Genomic DNA, 17,486 nt, shown 5'->3' with positions numbered 1-17,486 from the left:
CATGACCCGCGAAACCGTTCTTTCCAACGCCCGTATCGTGCTCGAGGACCGGGTCCTCGACGGCACGCTGGTGCTCCGCGATGGCCTGATCGCGGACATTTCCGAAGGTGCGTCCGCCACGGGCGAGGACATGGAGGGCGACTTCCTCCTGCCCGGCCTCGTCGAATTGCACACCGACCATCTCGAAGCCCACTATTCGCCGCGCCCCGGCGTGCGCTGGGGCCTGACGGCGGCCATCCAGGCGCATGACGCCCAGGTCGTCACCTCGGGCATCACCACCGTGTTCGACTGCCTGCGCATGGGCTCGGATTCGGACGGCGGCTTCGAGCAGGGCGAGATGCGCGCCATGGCCGACGCCATTGCCGAGGCCCAAGACGAGGACCGGCTGCGCGCCGAGCACCTCATCCACCTGCGCTGCGAGGTCTCGACGGACAACGTGCTCGACCACTATGCGGAGTTCGAGGACGACCCGCTGGTCCGCCTCGTCTCGCTGATGGACCATGCGCCCGGCCAGCGCCAGTTCCAGACGATGGACCAGTACATCCTCTACTACAAGAAGAAGCGCGGCCTGACGGACGACGAGTTCGCGGCCTTCTGCCAGCGCCAGCAGGATCTTTCGGCCCGCTATGCCAAGCCGCACCGCGATGCCATTGCCGCTTCCTGCGCCGCCCGCAACATCTCGGTCGCCAGCCACGACGACGCGACGCTGGACCATGTCGAGGAGGCGATCGGCTACGGCATCCGCCTTGCCGAATTCCCGACCAGCTTCGATGCGGCAAAGGCCTCGCACGGCGCCGGCATGAGCGTGCTGATGGGGGCGCCGAACATCGTGCGCGGCAAGTCGCATTCCGGCAACATCGCCGCGCGGGACCTTGCCACGATGGGCGTGCTCGACGTGCTCTCCTCCGATTACGTGCCCTTCAGCCTGATGCACGCCCCCTTCATCCTTGCCGACGAGGTCGAGGGCATCGACCTGCCGCGCGCCATCGCCATGGTGTCCACGACGCCGGCCCGCACCGTCGGCCTTGACGACCGCGGCACCATCGCCATCGGCCTGCGGGCCGACCTCGCGCGCGTGCGCCGGCCCTCCGGCGTGCCGGTGGTGCGCTCGGTCTGGCGGCAGGGCCGCCGGGTCGCATGAGGGCGGAGGAGGAAATCGCTTCGGCCCGGCCGCGGCCGGTCGCGGCCGGCACGATGGTCGTCGTCGTCGGCCCCAGCGGCGCCGGCAAGGACAGCGTCATGTCCTATGCCGCGCGGCATTTTGCCGATGAGCCGCGCCTCGGCTTCGTGCGCCGCGTCATCACCCGCCCGACGGATGCCGGCGGCGAGGCGCATGAGGCGATCGACGCGGCAGGCTTCCGCGCGCGGGCAGCGGCCGGAGATTTTGCGGTCTCCTGGGATGCGCACGGCCTCTCCTACGGCATTCCGCGCGAAACCTTCGACCGGCTCGCGGGCGGCATGACGCTGGTCGCCAATGGCAGCCGATCGGCGCTGCCCGCCTTTGCCGAGGCTTACGGGCGGCTGAAGGTCGTGCTGATCACCGCGCGCGCGGACATCCTGGCCGCGCGTCTTGCGGCCCGCGGCCGGGAAAGCGGCGAGGCCATCGCCCGCCGGCTCGACCGCGCCGTGCCGGAGATCGTCGTGGCCGCCGATACGGTCGTCATCGACAACAGCGGCGCACTGGAGGAGGCGGGCGATGCCCTCGTGCGCCTGCTTTCCTCCACCCTCGGGCCAGACAGCTAGAGCAATTTCAGCAAAAGTGCGCAGCGGTTTTGCGTCCGAAATTGCGTTAAAACAAAAAGATAGAGCGTTTTCGCGATTCGAAGAAAAGCGGAAACGCTCTAGGCCCCATCCGCCTTCAGCGATTTGTAGGCCGCGAGTGCCCGCTGCCGGGCGTGGCCATGGTCGACGAGGGGCTTGGGATAGGTCTTGCCGAGATCGACGCCGGCCCTTGCCAACGCGGCCTGCGGTGCGTCGAAGGGCTTGTGGATCCAGGCGGCATCCAGATTTTCGAGCTCCGGCACGAACCGGCGGACATAGGCGCCGTCCGGGTCGAATTTCTCGCCCTGCAGGATCGGGTTGAAGATGCGGAAGAAGGGCGAGGCGTCCGCGCCCGAGCCGGCCACCCATTGCCAGTTCGCCGCATTCGATGCCGCATCGGCATCCACCAGCGTGTCGCGGAACCATGTCTCGCCGTGCCGCCAGTCGATCATCAGGTGCTTGATGAGGAAGGAGGCCGTGATCATGCGCGCGCGGTTGTGCATCCAGCCGTGCCGCCAGAGTTGCCGCATACCGGCATCGACGATCGGATATCCCGTCAGGCCGCGTGTCCAGAGGGTGAAGACCTCGCCGAGTTCCTCCCAGGGAAAGGCGTCGAACCGCTCGTTCCAGTTCTTCTCCGCAAGAGCGGGAAAATGAAAATGCAGGTGGTAGCAGAATTCGCGCCAGGCCAGTTCCTTGCGGAAATGAACGAGATCGCCCGCCGGTGCGTCGAGGCCGCGGGTGGCATGCCAGATGCGGGCGGGGGAGATTTCGCCGAGCGCCAGATAGGGCGAGAGCATCGAGGTGGCGTGGAGGGCGGGGCGGTCGCGGTCAACGGCGTAACCGTCGAGCGCGCCGTCCACGAAGGTTTCGAGGCGCTCCCGCGCGGCGGCTTCGCCCGGTGTCCAGACCTCGTGGAACGGTGCCGCCCAATCGGGTCTTTCCGGCGCGAGGTGCCAGTCCTCCAGGCGGTCCGACGCGACGGACCCGGGAAAGCCGATCAGCCTTGCCGGCGGGTCGATCGGCTCATGGGGTTCGCCCGCCCGCTCCAGCGCCTTCCAGAACGGCGTATAGACGCGGAAGGGCTTCTTCTCTCCCGTCAGGAGGCGGGTCGGATCGTGCAGCAACTGGCCGGCAAAGCTGGTGGCAACGAGGCTGCGCGCTTTCAGCACGGCCTTGATCTTGCGGTCGATCGCCATGCCCGGCGGATCGTGCCGGCGGTTCCAGTGGATGGTGTCGGCGCCGCTCTCGGCGATCACGGTGTCAAGAGCGGCATCGGCCGGCCCCGCGCGCAGGACGAGCGGCGCGCCGAGACCGGAGAGGCTTTTGGCGAGCGCGGCGAGCGCATGGTGCAGCCACCACCGCTGGGCGGCGCCGAGCGGACCTGTCCCGGCCTCGACGGGCTCCAGGATGTAGAGCGGGAGGACGGGGCGCCCGGTTTGCGCCGCGGCCGCGAGGGCCGCATTGTCGTCGGTGCGCAGGTCCTTGCGGAACCACACGACGACCGGAGCAGGGTTGGTTGCCATGGGACGTTCAAGTCCTCCTCGGCAGCGGCCGGGTCAGGATGAAGAGCGCGCTTGCCGACAGGATGAGGCCGACGATAATGGCGAGGAGAGGCGAGGGCGCCGTGCGGTAATAGAAGAAGCCGTAACTTGCGGCGATGAGGCAGAGGGCGATCGTCTTGGCGCGCGCCGAAATCGCGCCCTCGCGGCGCCAGTTCGCCAGCGGCGGGCCGAGGGTGCGATGGGTCAGCAGCCATTGCTCGAGGCGCGGCGAGGAGCGGGAGAAGCACCAGACCGCGACGAGCAGGAACGGCGTCGTCGGCAACAGCGGCAGGAAGACGCCGACGATGCCGACCGCCGTCATCAGCATGCCTGCCGCCAGATAGATCGAACGCACCGGATATCCTCGCTTCAGCCCGCACCGGCCGTTCACATAGGGCCTCGCACCGCCATCTCCAAGAGGAACGATGCCGCAGGCCGGCGGGAAGCGGTCGCTTTGCCGGCAGGCGCGATCAGGCTTCCTTGCCGTTCCCCGGCGTCCTGGCGGATTTCGCCTTCACGGCGACCGGCTTTTCCGCCGCGGCTTCTGCCTTCTTGCGCGGCTTGGCCGCCTCGGATTTCTTCGCCGGCGGCTTGCCGGATATTTCGATCAGCGGCTTTGCAGCGCCGGCCTGCCGGGCCTCCGGGGCAAGCGCCACGCGCTCGAACTCGTCGCGCTCCTGCACGGCCTGTTCCCAGTGCTCTGCGTCATGGCCATGGGGGCGTCCCGCCTCTTCCCACAGCGTGTAGGCCCGCTTGCTGATCCATTCCCTTCGCGCATCCATCATCGCTAATCCCCGTTGACGTGTGAACTGACGTCGTGCCGCCGATGTGCTGCTGGAAGGGCAGGCGGAATCGGGACACGGAATTCGCCGGACGGCCGGGAGATCATCGACCGGCGGGTCCGGATATCGGGTGCATCTGCGCTCCGGGCGTCGCCCACGGGAGCCAAGTCTGCTTCATGCGATTCGCGAGGCTAGGATGCGCCCAAAGCGGCAGCGCATCAAGCAGACACGGGTGCGACAGGATGACCGTTTGCCGGCCGGAAAGGAAAAAACATGCTGTCGGCTGCGGCAAAACGGCGGAATTCCGGAAAAGTTTCACGCTTGCGGGTGGACAGCGCCAATCCCGCCAACGTATTGTCCGGATGAGAGAATATTCAACATGGGCGGCGGGTTCGAGAGGCAGGGCGTTTGGCAGTATCAAGGCAACAGCATCGACCTGTTCGTCGGGCCCTTTGCCTCTTCTGCACGGCGCTCACCTGTCTTTTGCTGCTGGTATCCACCCTCCCGGCTCCTTCCGCCGCCGGTGCCGGCTCGAAAATGCTTCGATACGGCGTCCAGAAGACCGCGGGCCACCCCTCGGCGCTTCCCGACATGGAATGCCGCAAGCGCGTCGTCGCCGGCAAGGCGACGTCCATCGAGAGGCCGGGGACCGATCTCGCCTGCCTGCCGGCCCGGGCGGCCTTCGGAGTCGAGGGTGCGGTTGCCGCGCTCGCCGTCGTTCTGGCGCCGGATCCCGGCGCCGGGCGCATGGACAAGCGCGGGGCGCGTGCCCCTCCGTTGAATTTTTCCTGACGACCGCCCGATCGTTCCTTCGGTCGCCGCGGTCTTCCCGATATCGCCGGCGCGCCGGCGCGTGAGAAGCTCTGACGTTCGAAAGCGATCGATCAAACGATGACAGGTGACATGATTCTGGTCCTGCTGGTCTGCCTTCCCTTCGCGGGAAGCCTTGCCGCGACCATCCTGCTGCGGACCGATTCGAGGGTGCTCGCCGCGCGCATGTCCGGCGCGGTCGCCTTCGTCTGCCTGGTGCTGACCGCCGCGCTCTATCCCGCGGTGCGCGAGGGCGGCAAGGTCCGGCTCGATCTCGAATGGCTGCCGCAGCTCGGGCTCAATGTCACGCTGCGCATGGATGGCTTCGCTTGGCTCTTTGCGATGCTGATCACCGGCATCGGCTGCCTCGTCGTGCTCTATGCGCGCTATTACATGTCGGAGGAGGACCCGGTTCCGCGCTTCTTCTCCTTCCTGCTCGCCTTCATGGGCTCGATGCTCGGCATCGTGCTGTCGGGCAACATCATCCTGCTCTCGGTGTTCTGGGAACTGACCAGCATCTTCTCCTTCCTCCTGATCAGCTACTGGCACCACAATGCCGCCGCCCGCGACGGCGCGCGCATGGCGCTGACCATCACCGGCATCGGCGGCTTCTGCCTGCTTGCCGGCCTGCTGGTGCTCGGCCATATCGTCGGCAGCTACGATCTCGACGTGGTGCTCTCGTCCGGCGACCTGATCAAGGCGCATCCGCTCTACCTGACCGCGCTGGTGCTGATCCTCATCGGCGCGCTGACGAAGAGCGCGCAGGTGCCGTTCCACTTCTGGCTGCCCAATGCCATGGCCGCCCCGACGCCCGTCTCGGCCTATCTGCATTCGGCGACCATGGTGAAGGCGGGCGTGTTCCTGCTCGTGCGGCTCTGGCCGGCGCTGTCTGGCACCTACGAATGGTTCATGCTGGTCGGCATCGCCGGCATCAGCACGCTTCTCCTCGGCGCCTATTTCGCCATGTTCCAGCAGGACCTGAAGGGCCTGCTCGCCTATTCGACGATCAGCCATCTCGGCCTCATCACCACGCTGCTCAGCCTCGGAAGCCCGGTCGCCGCCGTGGCGGCGATCTTCCACATGATGAACCACGCCACCTTCAAGGCCTCGCTCTTCATGGCCGCCGGCATCATCGACCACGAGACCGGCACGCGCGACATGCGACGATTGAGCGGGCTCCTCAAATACCTTCCGATAACCGGCACGCTCGCCATGGTGGCGAGCGCGGCCATGGCCGGCGTGCCGCTGCTCAACGGCTTCATCTCCAAGGAGATGTTCTTCGCCGAGGCGGTGGAAACGCATGCCGATTCCGTGCTCGACCGCATGCTGCCCTATATCGCGACGCTCGCCGGCGCCTTCTCCGTCGCCTATTCGCTCCGCTTCATCCACATGGTCTTCTTCGGCCCCGAGCCGGTCGACCTGCCAAAACCCAAGCCGCACGAGCCGCCGCACTGGATGCGCTTCCCGATCGAGTTCCTGGTGCTCGCCTGCCTCGTCGTCGGCATCATCCCGTCGCTGTCGATCGGCCCGTTCCTGCATTCGGCCGTCGTCTCGGTGCTCGGCACGCGCACGCCGGAATACAGCCTCGCCATCTGGCACGGCATCAACACGCCGCTCATCATGAGCATGATCGCGCTCGTCGGCGGCGTCGCGCTCTATGTGGTGCTGAAGGACTATCTCGCCAGATGCGACGACGGGCCGCCGCTCTTCCGCCATCTCGGCGGCCAGCGCATCTTCGAGCGCGTGCTCGTCACCGTGTCGTGGAAATGGGCGCGCTGGCTGGAAAGCCGGCTCGGCACGCGCAATCTCCAGCCGCAGCTCCGCCTCGTCACGGCGGCCGGGCTGCTGGCGGGCGTCGTGCCGCTCTACATGGCGGGCTTCACGCCGACGCCGCTGGTCTTCGAGGGGATCGATCCCATCTTTGCCGGCATCTGGAGCATCGGCGCCTTCTGTGCGCTGGGGGCGGCCTACCAGGCGAAATACCATCGCCTCGCCGCGCTCGTCCTGCTCGGCGGCGCGGGCATCACGACCTGCATCACCTTCGTCTGGCTTTCCGCGCCGGACCTCGCCATCACGCAGCTCGTCGTGGAAATCGTCACGACGGTCCTGCTGCTGCTCGGCCTGCGCTGGCTGCCCAAGCGCTCGGAGAAGGTCGACAATTCCGTCGCGCTGGCGGCCCGAGGCCGGCGCTTCCGCGATTTCCTGCTCGCGGTCTCCTGCGGCTTCGGCATGTTCATCCTGTCCTATGCCATCATGAAGCAGCCGGTGCCGGACGCCATCGCCAGCTATTTCCTCGAAAAGGCCTATACGGAAGGCGGCGGGCGCAACGTCGTCAACGTCATCCTCGTCGATTTCCGCGGCTTCGACACGATGGGCGAGATCGCGGTGCTGGCCATCGTGGCGCTGACGGTCTTCGCGCTGCTGCGCCGTTTCCGCCCGGCGCCCGACAGCATCGAGAAGCCGGAACAGCAGCGCATTCAGAATGCCTATGACGCCGAACGCCCCGAGCGCTCGGCCGGCGACACGGTGCGCGACTACCTGCTGGTGCCCTCGGTCATCATGCAGTGGATGTTCCCCGTCATCATCACCTTCTCGATCTACCTGCTCCTGCGCGGGCACGACCTGCCGGGCGGCGGCTTTGCCGGCGGCATCACCATGGCGATCGCCTTCCTGCTGCAATATCTCGGCAGCGGCGTGCGCTGGTCGGAGGACCGGCTGCGCATCCTGCCGCTGCGCTGGATGGGCATCGGCCTGCTGCTGGCAGCGGTGACGGGCATGGGCGCCTGGGCGCTCGGCTACCCGTTCCTGACGACCTATTCGCAATATGTCGAGATCCCCGTCATCGGCAAGGTGCCGGCGGCAACCGCGCTGTTCTTCGACCTCGGCGTCTTCTCGCTCGTCGTCGGCGCCACGGTGCTGATCCTCATCGCGCTCGCGCACCAGTCCATACGCATGCATCGGGTCCGCAATCTCGAAGCCCCCAAGGCGGAGGAGGCCTGATGGAACTCGTTCTTTCGATCGGTATCGGCATCATGACGGGCTCCGGCGTCTGGCTCATCCTGCGTCCGCGCACCTACCAGGTCATCATCGGCCTCTCGCTGCTCTCCTATGCGGTGAACCTCTTCATCTTCGCGGTCGGCGGCGTGAAATCCAATGCCGCGCCGCTGCTGGGGGACGGCGTCGACATCGGGGCGGTGACCGATCCGGTGCCGCACGCGCTGGTGCTCACCGCCATCGTCATCGGCTTTGCGACGACGGCGCTCTTCCTCGTGGTGCTGCTGGCGACGCGCGGCCTGACCGGCACGGACCATGTCGACGGCAGGGAGCAGCCGAAATGAGCGGCTGGCAGCAACATCTCATCATCGCGCCCATCGTCATCCCGCTCGTCGCGGGCGCGCTCCTCCTGCTCTTCGACGAGCGCGAACGCGTCCTCAAGGCGATGATCGGCGTCGTGTCGTGCCTGGCGCTCGCGGCGGTCGCCATCAGCCTGTTCCGCCTCGCGGGCAACGGTTCGGAGGGGTTCGAGGGCGTCTATCTGCTCGGCAACTGGCCGGCGCCCTTCGGCATCGTCCTCGTCGTCGACCGGCTGTCGGCGCTGATGCTCGTCCTCGCCTCGATCCTCGCCATTCCGACGCTGGTCTTCGCACTCGCCCGCTGGCACACGGCCGGCGCGCATTTCCACTCGCTGTTCCAGTTCCTGCTGATGGGCCTCAACGGCGCCTTCCTGACGGGCGACCTGTTCAACCTCTTCGTCTTCTTCGAGGTGATGCTCGCCGCGTCCTACGGCCTGCTGATGCACGGCTCCGGCTCCATGCGCGTCAAGGCCGGCATGCACTATATCGCCGTCAACCTCGCCGCCGCGCTCTGCTTCCTGATCGGCGTCAGCGCCATCTATGGCTCGGCCGGCACGCTCAACATGGCGGACCTTGCCGTGCGCATCGGCGAGATCGAGGGCGAGCGGCGCATGCTGCTGGAGGCGGGCGCCGGCATCCTCGGCATCGTCTTCCTCATCAAGGCCGGCATGTGGCCGCTGAACTTCTGGCTGCCGGGTGCCTACAGCGCGGCGACCGCGCCTGTCGCCGGCATCTTCGCCATCATGAGCAAGGTCGGCATCTACGTCATCCTGCGCCTGTCGCTGCTCGTCTTCGGGCAGGGGGATTCGGCCGGCCTCGGCCTCAACGTGCTGCTCTACGGCGGCATGGCGACCATCGCCTTCGGGACGATCGGGGTTCTCGCCTCGCAGGCGCTCGGTAGGCTCGCGAGCTATTCCGTGCTCGTCTCCTCCGGCACGCTGCTGGCGGTCCTCGGCCTCAACAACGGCACGGTGACCTCGGGCGCGCTGTTCTACATGGTCAGTTCCACGCTGACGATCGCCGCCTTCTTCATGCTGATCGAACTCGTCGAGCGCGGGCAGGATGCCGGCGCTTCGGTCCTTGCCGTGACCATGGAGGCCTACGGCGATGCGGACGAGGAGGACGAGGAGGTCGAGGTCGGCGTCACCATGCCCGGGACGATCGCCGTGCTCGGCATCTGCTTTGCCGCCTGCGGCATCCTGCTCTCCGGCCTGCCGCCGCTCTCCGGCTTCGTGGCGAAATTCGCCATGCTGTCGGGCATGATCGGCACGAGCGCCGACGCCACGGCGCCGGTCGCGGCCTCCGTCTGGTGGATCGTCGGCCTGCTCATCCTGTCGGGGCTTGCGGCGCTGATCTCGATGACGCGCGCCGGCATCCGCACCTTCTGGGCCTCGATGGAAGGCACTGTGCCGCGGGTCCTCGTCATGGAGATGGCGCCGGTCATGCTCTTGATCGCGCTGACGCTGGCGCTCACCGTCAAGGCGGGGCCGGCGATGGGCTACATGGAGGAGACCATCCGCAACCTGCAGCAGCCGGCCATCTATATCGACGCCGTGATCAACGCGCGCAGGGCGGGCGTCGCCGAACCCAGCGGGCCGGACGGCGGGGGAGGGATCTGACATGCTGCCCTATCCGCTGCTCAGCGCCTCGCTCGTCCTCATGTGGCTGGCCCTCAACGGCTTCACCCTCGGCCACCTCATCCTCGGCTGCATCGTCTCGGTCTTCGCTTCCTGGGGCATGGCCGCGCTTCGGCCGGTGAAGCCGCGCCTGCCGAAATGGTATCTGCTGCCGAAACTCGTCGGCATCGTGCTCTACGACATCCTGCGCTCGAACATCGCCGTCGCCTCGATCCTCGTCACCGGCGGCCGGAGCCGGCACAAGGCCGGCTTCATCACCGTGCCGCTGGCGCTGGAGAACCCGACGGCGCTCGCCGTGCTCGCCGTCATCATCACCAGCACGCCGGGCACGGCCTGGCTGGAATACAATTCGCTCAGCAAGACGGTGCTGATCCATGTCCTCGACCTCGTCGACGAGGCGGAATGGCAGGACCTGATCAAGACCCGCTACGAGGCGCTGCTGCTGGAGATCTTCGAATGAGCCATACGATCCTCGCCTGGTCCATCACCGTCGCGGAGGTGTTCCTCGCCATCGCCATGGCGCTCGCGGCCTTCCGCATGTTCCGCGGGCCCCGCGCGCAGGATCGCGTCCTGGCGCTCGACACGCTCTACGTGAACTCCATGCTGCTCCTGATGGTCTTCGGCATTCGCACCGGCCAGGTCATCTATTTCGAGGCGTCGCTGGTCATCGGCATGCTCGGCTTCGTCGCCACCGTCGCGCTCGCCAAGTTCCTGATGCGCGGGGAGGTGATCGAATGAGCGCGATCGAGCAAGCGAGCGCTGTGCCGGCCTGGGCGGCGCTTGCCGTGTCCTTTCTCCTCGTCGTCGGCGCCAGCCTGACGCTGATCGGCACGATCGGCTTTGTCCGCCTGTCGACCTTCTACGAGCGCATCCACGCTCCGACGCTCGGCACGAGTTGGGGCACCGGCGGCATCGTCATGGCCTCGATGATCTTCTTCACCGTGCTCGCCACCCGCCTCGTCGTGCACGAGATCCTGATCGGCATCTTCGTGACCGTGACGACCCCCGTCACGCTGATGCTGCTGGCGCGCGCGACGCTGCATCGCGACCGGGCGGAAGGCAATCCGGACGTTCCGGCGGAAGCGCCGATCACGGAGGATGCGGCCGAGGGCCGCCCCGCCGCCGGCGAATAGCCACCGATACCAGCGACATTGCGCAACGGGCCGATCCTGCGATCGGCCCGTTTTTCATTGGCGATCAGCCTGCTCACGGATGATCGGCGCTTGACAGACGGCGCGCGCCGCATAATGCTAAGATGTCAGACCAATTTGAGAAGCTGACGCAGAACAGGGGAATTGGCATCATGCCGGGCGAGCGGAACGACAGGCCGCAGATCGCGCCGCTGCCGCCCATCGACCGGGCGCGGCAGGTGACGGAGGCGCTGGCCTCCTATATCGACCGCGCCAACCTTGCGGCCGGCGAGCGGCTGCCGGCCGAACGCGAGCTGATGGCGGCGCTGGCCGTCGGCCGGTCGACGATCCGCGAGGCGATCCGCCATTTCCAGGCGCTCGGCGTCATCGAAAGCCGCAAGGGCAGCGGCACCTATCTCCTGAAGCCGGTGACGAGCGCGACGGTGCACATGCCGCTTTCCTTCGATGCGGTGCATCTGCGCGACGTGCTGCTGCAGACGCTGGAGGTTCGCCGGGGCATCGAATGCGAGGCCGGCATGGTGGCCGCGCGGCGGCGCACGCAAGAGGATGTCGCGACGATCGAGGCGAAGCTCGACGAGATGGAGCGGGTGCACCTGTCCAAGGGCACGTCCGGGCCGGAAGACCTCGCCTTCCACCTCGCCATCTACGACGCCACGCACAATCCGCTGTTCAAGCAGCTTCTGGAGCAGATGCGCGGCGCCTTCGAGCGCTTCTGGGAAAAGCCGTTCAACCGGCCGGACTTCGCCCGCCGCTCCTTCCCGTTCCACCGCACGCTCTTCGACGCCATCGCCGCCCGCGATCCCGAGGCGGCGCGGGCGGAAACCCTAAAGATCCTCGCCGTCGTCGAGGAAGACATCAAGGACATGTCCCGATGATCAACGGAGCCGATCCGTTCGACTTTGCCGCCCTCACCGTCGCCCATGACGAGGCGAACGCCTTCGACGCGGTGGTGCCGCCCATCGTGCAGACCTCGCTCTTCACCTTCGGCAGCTATGACGAGATGGTCGCCGCCTATCGCGGCGAGATCGTGCGGCCGATCTATACGCGCGGCCTCAACCCGACGGTGCGCGCCTTCGAGGAGATGCTGGCGAAGCTGGAAGGCGCCGAGGACGCTCTGGGCTTTGCCAGCGGCATGGCGGCGATCTCCTCCACCGTGCTCTCCTTCGTCGAGCCGGGCGACCGCATCGTCGCCGTGCGTCACTGCTACCCGGATGCCTTCCGCCTGTTCGGCACGCATCTGAAGCGCATGAAGGTCGAGGTGACCTATGTCGACGGCCGCGACGAGGAGGCGGTGGCGAAAGCCCTGCCGGGCGCCAGGCTGCTCTATCTCGAAAGCCCGACGAGCTGGGTGATGGAGGCGCACGACGTCGGCGCGCTCGCGGCGCTTGCCAAGCGGCACGGTGTCGTCAGCGTCATCGACAACAGCTGGGCGAGCCCCGTCTTCCAGCGGCCGCTGACGCTCGGCGTCGATCTCGTGCTGCATTCGGCCTCGAAATATCTCGGCGGCCACAGCGACGTCGTCGCCGGTGTCGTCGCCGGTTCGAAGGACCTCGTCGGCCGTATCCGCGCGGAAGCCTATCCCTATCTCGGCGGCAAGCTCTCGCCCTTCGACGCCTGGCTGCTGGTGCGGGGCCTGCGCACCCTGCCGATCCGCATGAAGGCGCACGAGGCCTCGGCGCTCGATATAGCCCGGCGCCTGCAGGCGCTCGACATCGTCGACAAGGTCTTCCACCCCGCGCTCGCCAACCGCCTGCCGCCGGGACTGACCGGCACCTCCGGCCTCTTCTCCTTCACCTTCCGCGAGGGCATCGACATCCGCGCCTTCGCCGACCGCCTGAAGCTCTTCAAGCTCGGCGTCTCCTGGGGCGGGCATGAGAGCCTGATCGTGCCGGGCGAGGTGGTTCTTCAGCAGAAAGCCCAACCGAATTCCGCGCATGCCTTCGGCATCGATGCGCGGTCCGTGCGTCTCCATGTCGGCCTGGAGGGAACCGAGGCCCTGTGGAGTGACCTGGACGCGGCAATAGCGGCCGCGACCGAAACCTGACGTCCAACTTCCAAGGAAAACCAGAAAAGAGGGAACGACCATGAAGAGACTTTTGACTGCGGCGTTCATCACCGCCCTGATGGCGTCGAGCGCGCTGGCCGACACGACGCTGAAGCTCGTCGAGGTGATCACCAGCCCCGAGCGCACCGAGACGCTGAAATCCATCGTCGGCACGTTCGAGGCGGCAAACCCCGGCACCAAGGTCGAGATCATCTCGCTGCCCTGGGGCGAGGCCTTCCAGAAATTCGCCACCATGGTCTCGGCCGGCGAAGTGCCGGACGTCATGGAAATGCCCGACACCTGGCTGTCGCTCTATGCCAACAACGGCATGCTGGAAAGCCTTGAGCCCTATCTCGCGAAGTGGGAGCATACCGCGGGCCTCACGCCGCGCGCGCTGGAACTCGGCCGCGACATCGACGACACGGCCTACATGCTGCCCTACGGCTTCTACCTGCGCGCCATGTTCTACAACAAGAAGCTGCTCGAAGAAGCCGGCGTCTCCGAGCCGCCGAAGACGCTGGACGAATTCGCCGAAGCCTCCAAGAAGGTCTCGGCGCTGCCCGGCAAATACGGCTATTGCCTGCGCGGCGGCCCGGGCGGGCTCAACGGCTGGGTGATGTTCGGCGCCTCCATGGCCGGCGACAACAAATTCTTCAACGAGGACGGCACCTCCACCTTCGACAGCGAGGGCTGGGTGAAGGGCCTGACCTTCCTGATCGACCTCTACAAGAACGGTTACGCCCCGAAGGACAGCGTCAACTGGGGCTTCAACGAGATCGTCGCGGGCTTTTATTCCGGCACCTGCGCCTTCCTCGATCAGGACCCGGACGCGCTCATCGCCATTGCCGAGCGCATGAAGGCCGAGGACTACGGCATCATGACCATGCCGAAGGGACCGGCCGGAAAAACCTTCCCGACGATCGGCTTTGCCGGCTGGTCGATGTTCTCCTCCAGCGCCAACAAGGACCTCTCCTGGAAGCTGATCGAAACGCTCGAAGGGCCGGAAGGCAACATCGAGTGGAACAAGCGCACGGGCGCGCTGCCGGTGCACACCTCGGCGGAGAAGGACCCCTTCTATGCCAGCGAGCAGTTCAAGGGCTGGTTCGCGGAACTGGAGGACAAGGATGCCGTGCCCACGGTGATGCCGACGCATCTGGAAGAATTCGCCTTCTTCAAGGATTCACTGGTCATCAAGACCTCGCAGGAGGCCCTTCTCGGCGACATCACGCCGGAAGACCTTGCCGGCCAGTGGGCGGACTACCTGACCAAGGCGCAGCAAAAGTTCCTCGCCAAGAAATAGGCTGAGGAACGCTCCGGGCGGAGATACGAGGCTCCGCCCGGAGATACCCGTTCAAAGACGCCCCGCCACCTTCAACGGAAGCGAGACGATGACCCCTGCCACCCATCCGCATGCCGCGCGGCCGCTCAGGAAGCGGATCGCCGACGCATCGGAACCCTATCTCTACAGCGCGCCGGCGCTGATCCTCATCGTGACCGTCATGCTGGTGCCGCTCGCGCTCGGCATTTCCTACGCGTTCCGCGATATCCAGCTTCTGAACCCGCTTTCCGGCGGCTTCATCGGGCTCGATCATTTTCGCGCGCTCGGCGAGGACCAGGCGTTCTTCCGGGCGCTGCGCAACACGCTGTGGTGGACGGGCGCCTCTGTCTTCCTGCAGTTCATCTTCGGCCTCATCCTCGCGCTGCTGCTCGACAAGCCCTTCGCCGGGCGCGGCCTCGCGCAGGCGCTGGTCTTCCTGCCCTGGGCGGTGCCGAGCTTCCTTGCCGGCCTCAACTGGGCCTGGCTGTTCAACCCGGTGATCGGCCCGCTGCCGCACTGGATGCACGCGCTCGGCATTCTCGACGCGCCGAACAACATCCTCTCCGATCCGCACCTTGCCATGTGGGGACCGATCGCCGCCAATGTCTGGTGGGGCATTCCGTTCTTCGCCATCACCCTGCTTGCCGCGCTCCAGGCGATCCCGCGCGATCTCTACGAGGCCGCCAGCATCGACGGGGCCGGGCCGGTGCAGCGCTTCCTCTCGATCACCCTGCCGTTCCTCGCGCCGACCATCGCCATCACCATCCTCCTGCGCACCGTCTGGATCTCCAATTTCGCCGACCTCATCGTCGTCATGACGAATGGCGGGCCGGCGGACCGCACGCAGATCGTCGCGAGCTATATCTTCACCCAGGCCTTCAAGCGGCTCGATTTCGGTTACGCCTCGGCCATCGCCCTGGTGCTGCTCGTGCTGCTGCTCGTCTATTCCATGCTGATCGTGCTGCTGCGCCAGACGTTGCTGAACAAGGGGTGAGACCATGAGAAGCAAGCCTTTCCTCACCGTGGCGCACCGGCTCGCGATCCTCGCCTATATCGTCGTGGCGCTCTTTCCGCTGTTCTGGCTGCTCAAGGTCTCGGTGACGCCGAACGATCTGCTCTACAGCGAGGGCGTGCGCATGTGGCCGTCCCGCTCGACCTTCGAGCATTACACCTTCGTCATCGCCCACAGCGCCTTCCCGACCTTCTTCAAGAACAGCCTGATCGTCGCCGGCGCGACGGCCGTCACCGTCACCATCCTCGCCTCGCTCGCCGGCTACGCCCTGTCGCGCTTCCGCTTCCGGGCGAAATACTGGATCGTCGCCCTGATGCTGATCACGCAGATGTTCCCGCTGGTCATGCTGGTCGCGCCGATCTTCAGGATGCTTTCGCCGCTCGGCCTCACCAACAGCCTCACCGGCCTTATCATCGTCTACACCGCCTTCAACGTGCCCTTTGCCACCTTCCTCATGCAGTCCTTCTTCGACGGCATCCCGAAGGACCTGGAGGAGGCGGCGATGATCGACGGGGCGACGCAGTTCGTCGCCTTCCGCCAGATCATCCTGCCGCTGACGCTACCCGGCATCGCCGCGACGCTCGGCTTCGTCTTCACCGCCGCCTGGAGCGAGCTGCTCTTCGCGCTGATGCTGATCTCCGGCAACGACGCGGCGACCTTCCCGGTGGGCCTGCTCACCTTCGTGTCTAAATTCTCCGTCGATTTCGGGCAGATGATGGCGGCGGGCATTCTCGCGCTCATCCCGGCCTGCCTCTTCTTCCTCCTCATCCAGCGCTATCTCGTGCAGGGCCTGACGGCCGGCGCGGTCAAAGGCTGAAAGGGTCTTCCATGGCTTCCATCGATATCCAGGGCATCGCCAAGAGCTTCGGCGCCTTTCCCGTGCTGCACGGCGTCGACCTCACCATCCGCGACGGCGAGTTCATCGTGCTGGTCGGCCCGTCCGGCTGCGGGAAATCCACGCTGCTGCGCATGATCGCCGGGCTGGAGGACGTGACCTCCGGCGATATCCGCATCGACGGCAAGCGGGTCAACAACCTCGCCCCGAAGGACCGGGACATCGCCATGGTGTTCCAGTCCTATGCGCTCTATCCGCATATGAGCGTCGCCGACAACATGAGCTACAGCCTGAAGCTTCGCCGCACGACGAAGGACAAGATCGCGAGCGCCGTCGGCAATGCCGCCGCCAAGCTCGGCCTCGATCCATTGCTGGAGCGCCGCCCGCGCGCGCTTTCCGGCGGCCAGCGCCAGCGCGTCGCCATGGGTCGCGCCATCGTGCGCCAGCCGAAGGCCTTCCTCTTCGACGAGCCGCTGTCCAATCTCGATGCGCGCCTGCGCGAGCAGATGCGCGCCGAAATCAAGAAGTTGCACGGCGATCTTCGTGCGACCTCCATCTACGTCACCCACGACCAGATCGAGGCGATGACGCTGGCGGACCGGATCGTCGCCATGCATGCCGGCGTCGTCCAGCAGGTCGGCACGCCGCTCGATCTCTACGACCGGCCGGCCAATCTCTTCGTCGCCGGCTTCATCGGTTCGCCCGGCATGAATTTCTTCGAGGGGCGCTATGTCGTTTCGGGCGAGCACGCGGACCTCAGGCTCGTAAACGGCGCGACGGTGCCCGTGCCGAAACGGGAGGGCATCGAATCAGGCGCGGCGGTGACGCTCGGCATCCGCCCCGAGCATGTCGTGCTCGATGCGCGCGGTGCGCTGGAGGCCAAAGTCGATCTCATCGAGCCGACGGGCTTCGGCATCATCATGCATGTCAGCATCCACGATGTCCCGATGAAGATTTTCACGCTCGACCGGGCGATGCTGGATCCCGGCCCGACCGTGCGCGTCGACCTGCCGCAGGAGCGGCTTCACCTCTTCGGAACGGACGGTCGGCGAGTGGACTGAAACGGGATCGTGAACACGATTTCGGTCCCGTCCAAAGACAATGTTAACCTTCATTTCCTAACCATCTACGCATCCCTATCGGCAATGATCGTCGAGTTTGCAGGTTCATGCGTATTTCCAGAACAAACTTCTACCCCATCCTTGAAACCGAAGAGGGAGCCGGCGAGCAAGCGCCGTA

The 17,486-nt window shown here is 66.3% G+C and carries 18 protein-coding genes; 15 read left to right on the top strand and 3 right to left on the bottom strand.

The features are described 5' to 3' along the window. Nucleotide 1: 1 nt before the first annotated feature. Entirely contained in the window at nucleotides 2-1,141 is a 1,140-nt protein-coding gene (locus AB3G45_RS04180) for an alpha-D-ribose 1-methylphosphonate 5-triphosphate diphosphatase (protein ID WP_367829385.1), read from the top strand. Next, the gene (phnN, locus tag AB3G45_RS04175; protein WP_367829384.1) at nucleotides 1,138-1,743 is read left to right on the top strand and encodes a phosphonate metabolism protein/1,5-bisphosphokinase (PRPP-forming) PhnN; all 606 of its coding nucleotides are present in this window, start codon (nucleotides 1,138-1,140) and stop codon (nucleotides 1,741-1,743) included. The genes AB3G45_RS04180 and phnN overlap by 4 nt, the downstream gene beginning before the upstream one ends. A gap of 98 nt (nucleotides 1,744-1,841) precedes the next feature. Here the strand turns inward: phnN and AB3G45_RS04170 are convergent, their stop codons facing one another. The 3 genes from AB3G45_RS04170 to AB3G45_RS04160 all read right to left on the bottom strand — a co-directional run bounded on the left by AB3G45_RS04170 (nucleotide 1,842) and on the right by AB3G45_RS04160 (nucleotide 4,090). Continuing rightward, the gene (locus AB3G45_RS04170) at nucleotides 1,842-3,287 is read right to left on the bottom strand and encodes a deoxyribodipyrimidine photo-lyase (protein ID WP_367829383.1); all 1,446 of its coding nucleotides are present in this window, start codon (nucleotides 3,285-3,287) and stop codon (nucleotides 1,842-1,844) included. A gap of 7 nt (nucleotides 3,288-3,294) precedes the next feature. Beyond that, nucleotides 3,295-3,660: a YbaN family protein gene (locus AB3G45_RS04165; RefSeq protein WP_367829382.1), complete on the bottom strand. Its 366-nt coding sequence runs from the start codon at nucleotides 3,658-3,660 to the stop codon at nucleotides 3,295-3,297. 115 nt (nucleotides 3,661-3,775) lie between these two features. Then, on the bottom strand, nucleotides 3,776-4,090 hold the full coding sequence (locus tag AB3G45_RS04160) for a DUF2934 domain-containing protein (protein WP_367829381.1): 315 nt from the start codon (nucleotides 4,088-4,090) through the stop codon (nucleotides 3,776-3,778). Nucleotides 4,091-4,624: 534 nt separating this feature from the next. Here AB3G45_RS04160 and AB3G45_RS04155 point away from each other — a divergent pair. From AB3G45_RS04155 to AB3G45_RS04095, 13 genes are all read left to right on the top strand, one after another. Then, entirely contained in the window at nucleotides 4,625-4,879 is a 255-nt protein-coding gene (locus AB3G45_RS04155) for a hypothetical protein (RefSeq protein ID WP_367829380.1), read from the top strand. Between the two features lie 99 nt (nucleotides 4,880-4,978). Continuing rightward, a complete protein-coding gene (locus tag AB3G45_RS04150; protein WP_367829379.1) occupies nucleotides 4,979-7,897 on the top strand; it encodes a monovalent cation/H+ antiporter subunit A in 2,919 nt (972 codons plus the stop codon). Continuing rightward, nucleotides 7,897-8,235, top strand: a complete 339-nt coding sequence (locus AB3G45_RS04145; RefSeq protein ID WP_367829378.1) for a Na+/H+ antiporter subunit C — start codon at nucleotides 7,897-7,899, stop codon at nucleotides 8,233-8,235. The genes AB3G45_RS04150 and AB3G45_RS04145 overlap by 1 nt, the downstream gene beginning before the upstream one ends. Further along, nucleotides 8,232-9,869, top strand: a complete 1,638-nt coding sequence (locus AB3G45_RS04140) for a monovalent cation/H+ antiporter subunit D (RefSeq protein ID WP_367829377.1) — start codon at nucleotides 8,232-8,234, stop codon at nucleotides 9,867-9,869. Before AB3G45_RS04145 ends, AB3G45_RS04140 begins: the two co-directional genes overlap by 4 nt. A 1-nt stretch (nucleotide 9,870) precedes the next feature. After that, entirely contained in the window at nucleotides 9,871-10,347 is a 477-nt protein-coding gene (locus tag AB3G45_RS04135) for a Na+/H+ antiporter subunit E (protein WP_367829376.1), read from the top strand. Then, nucleotides 10,344-10,625 (top strand): K+/H+ antiporter subunit F, encoded by a 282-nt coding sequence (locus AB3G45_RS04130; protein ID WP_367829375.1) that lies wholly within the window; start codon nucleotides 10,344-10,346, stop codon nucleotides 10,623-10,625. Before AB3G45_RS04135 ends, AB3G45_RS04130 begins: the two co-directional genes overlap by 4 nt. After that, entirely contained in the window at nucleotides 10,622-11,020 is a 399-nt protein-coding gene (gene mnhG / locus AB3G45_RS04125; protein WP_367829374.1) for a monovalent cation/H(+) antiporter subunit G, read from the top strand. Before AB3G45_RS04130 ends, mnhG begins: the two co-directional genes overlap by 4 nt. Before the next feature lie 170 nt (nucleotides 11,021-11,190). Next, nucleotides 11,191-11,913, top strand: coding sequence for a FadR/GntR family transcriptional regulator (locus AB3G45_RS04120; protein ID WP_367829848.1), 723 nt, complete (start codon nucleotides 11,191-11,193; stop codon nucleotides 11,911-11,913). Continuing rightward, entirely contained in the window at nucleotides 11,910-13,082 is a 1,173-nt protein-coding gene (locus tag AB3G45_RS04115) for a PLP-dependent transferase (RefSeq protein ID WP_367829373.1), read from the top strand. Before AB3G45_RS04120 ends, AB3G45_RS04115 begins: the two co-directional genes overlap by 4 nt. Before the next feature lie 40 nt (nucleotides 13,083-13,122). After that, the gene (locus AB3G45_RS04110) at nucleotides 13,123-14,382 is read left to right on the top strand and encodes a sugar ABC transporter substrate-binding protein (RefSeq protein WP_367829372.1); all 1,260 of its coding nucleotides are present in this window, start codon (nucleotides 13,123-13,125) and stop codon (nucleotides 14,380-14,382) included. 88 nt (nucleotides 14,383-14,470) lie between these two features. Continuing rightward, complete coding sequence (locus tag AB3G45_RS04105) at nucleotides 14,471-15,394, top strand: carbohydrate ABC transporter permease (RefSeq protein ID WP_367829371.1); 924 nt, start codon at nucleotides 14,471-14,473, stop codon at nucleotides 15,392-15,394. Nucleotides 15,395-15,398: 4 nt separating this feature from the next. After that, nucleotides 15,399-16,229 carry a carbohydrate ABC transporter permease gene (locus AB3G45_RS04100; RefSeq protein ID WP_367829370.1) on the top strand — a complete coding sequence of 277 codons (831 nt, stop codon included), beginning with the start codon at nucleotides 15,399-15,401 and terminating at the stop codon, nucleotides 16,227-16,229. A gap of 11 nt (nucleotides 16,230-16,240) precedes the next feature. Then, a complete protein-coding gene (locus AB3G45_RS04095; protein ID WP_367829369.1) occupies nucleotides 16,241-17,308 on the top strand; it encodes an ABC transporter ATP-binding protein in 1,068 nt (355 codons plus the stop codon). Nucleotides 17,309-17,486: the final 178 nt, after the last annotated feature.

Source organism: Shinella sp. S4-D37 (assembly GCF_040812195.1).
Classification (GTDB): domain Bacteria; phylum Pseudomonadota; class Alphaproteobacteria; order Rhizobiales; family Rhizobiaceae; genus Shinella.
Note: the sequence above shows the minus strand (reverse complement) of the source record. Positions and strands in the feature narration are given on the sequence as shown.

Excerpts from the sequence above, each read along its gene's own strand:
- AB3G45_RS04160 (WP_367829381.1), bottom strand. The coding sequence starts at position 4,090 with ATGATGGATGCGCGAAGGGAATGGATCAGCAAGCGGGCCTACACGCTG.
- AB3G45_RS04115 (WP_367829373.1), top strand. The coding sequence starts at position 11,910 with ATGATCAACGGAGCCGATCCGTTCGACTTTGCCGCCCTCACCGTCGCC.
- AB3G45_RS04150 (WP_367829379.1), top strand. The coding sequence starts at position 4,979 with ATGACAGGTGACATGATTCTGGTCCTGCTGGTCTGCCTTCCCTTCGCG.
- AB3G45_RS04155 (WP_367829380.1), top strand. The coding sequence starts at position 4,625 with ATGCTTCGATACGGCGTCCAGAAGACCGCGGGCCACCCCTCGGCGCTT.
- AB3G45_RS04180 (WP_367829385.1), top strand. The coding sequence starts at position 2 with ATGACCCGCGAAACCGTTCTTTCCAACGCCCGTATCGTGCTCGAGGAC.
- phnN (WP_367829384.1), top strand. The coding sequence starts at position 1,138 with ATGAGGGCGGAGGAGGAAATCGCTTCGGCCCGGCCGCGGCCGGTCGCG.
- AB3G45_RS04110 (WP_367829372.1), top strand. The coding sequence starts at position 13,123 with ATGAAGAGACTTTTGACTGCGGCGTTCATCACCGCCCTGATGGCGTCG.
- AB3G45_RS04170 (WP_367829383.1), bottom strand. The coding sequence starts at position 3,287 with ATGGCAACCAACCCTGCTCCGGTCGTCGTGTGGTTCCGCAAGGACCTG.
- AB3G45_RS04140 (WP_367829377.1), top strand. The coding sequence starts at position 8,232 with ATGAGCGGCTGGCAGCAACATCTCATCATCGCGCCCATCGTCATCCCG.
- AB3G45_RS04120 (WP_367829848.1), top strand. The coding sequence starts at position 11,191 with ATGCCGGGCGAGCGGAACGACAGGCCGCAGATCGCGCCGCTGCCGCCC.
- AB3G45_RS04100 (WP_367829370.1), top strand. The coding sequence starts at position 15,399 with ATGAGAAGCAAGCCTTTCCTCACCGTGGCGCACCGGCTCGCGATCCTC.
- AB3G45_RS04130 (WP_367829375.1), top strand. The coding sequence starts at position 10,344 with ATGAGCCATACGATCCTCGCCTGGTCCATCACCGTCGCGGAGGTGTTC.
- AB3G45_RS04135 (WP_367829376.1), top strand. The coding sequence starts at position 9,871 with ATGCTGCCCTATCCGCTGCTCAGCGCCTCGCTCGTCCTCATGTGGCTG.
- mnhG (WP_367829374.1), top strand. The coding sequence starts at position 10,622 with ATGAGCGCGATCGAGCAAGCGAGCGCTGTGCCGGCCTGGGCGGCGCTT.
- AB3G45_RS04095 (WP_367829369.1), top strand. The coding sequence starts at position 16,241 with ATGGCTTCCATCGATATCCAGGGCATCGCCAAGAGCTTCGGCGCCTTT.
- AB3G45_RS04105 (WP_367829371.1), top strand. The coding sequence starts at position 14,471 with ATGACCCCTGCCACCCATCCGCATGCCGCGCGGCCGCTCAGGAAGCGG.
- AB3G45_RS04145 (WP_367829378.1), top strand. The coding sequence starts at position 7,897 with ATGGAACTCGTTCTTTCGATCGGTATCGGCATCATGACGGGCTCCGGC.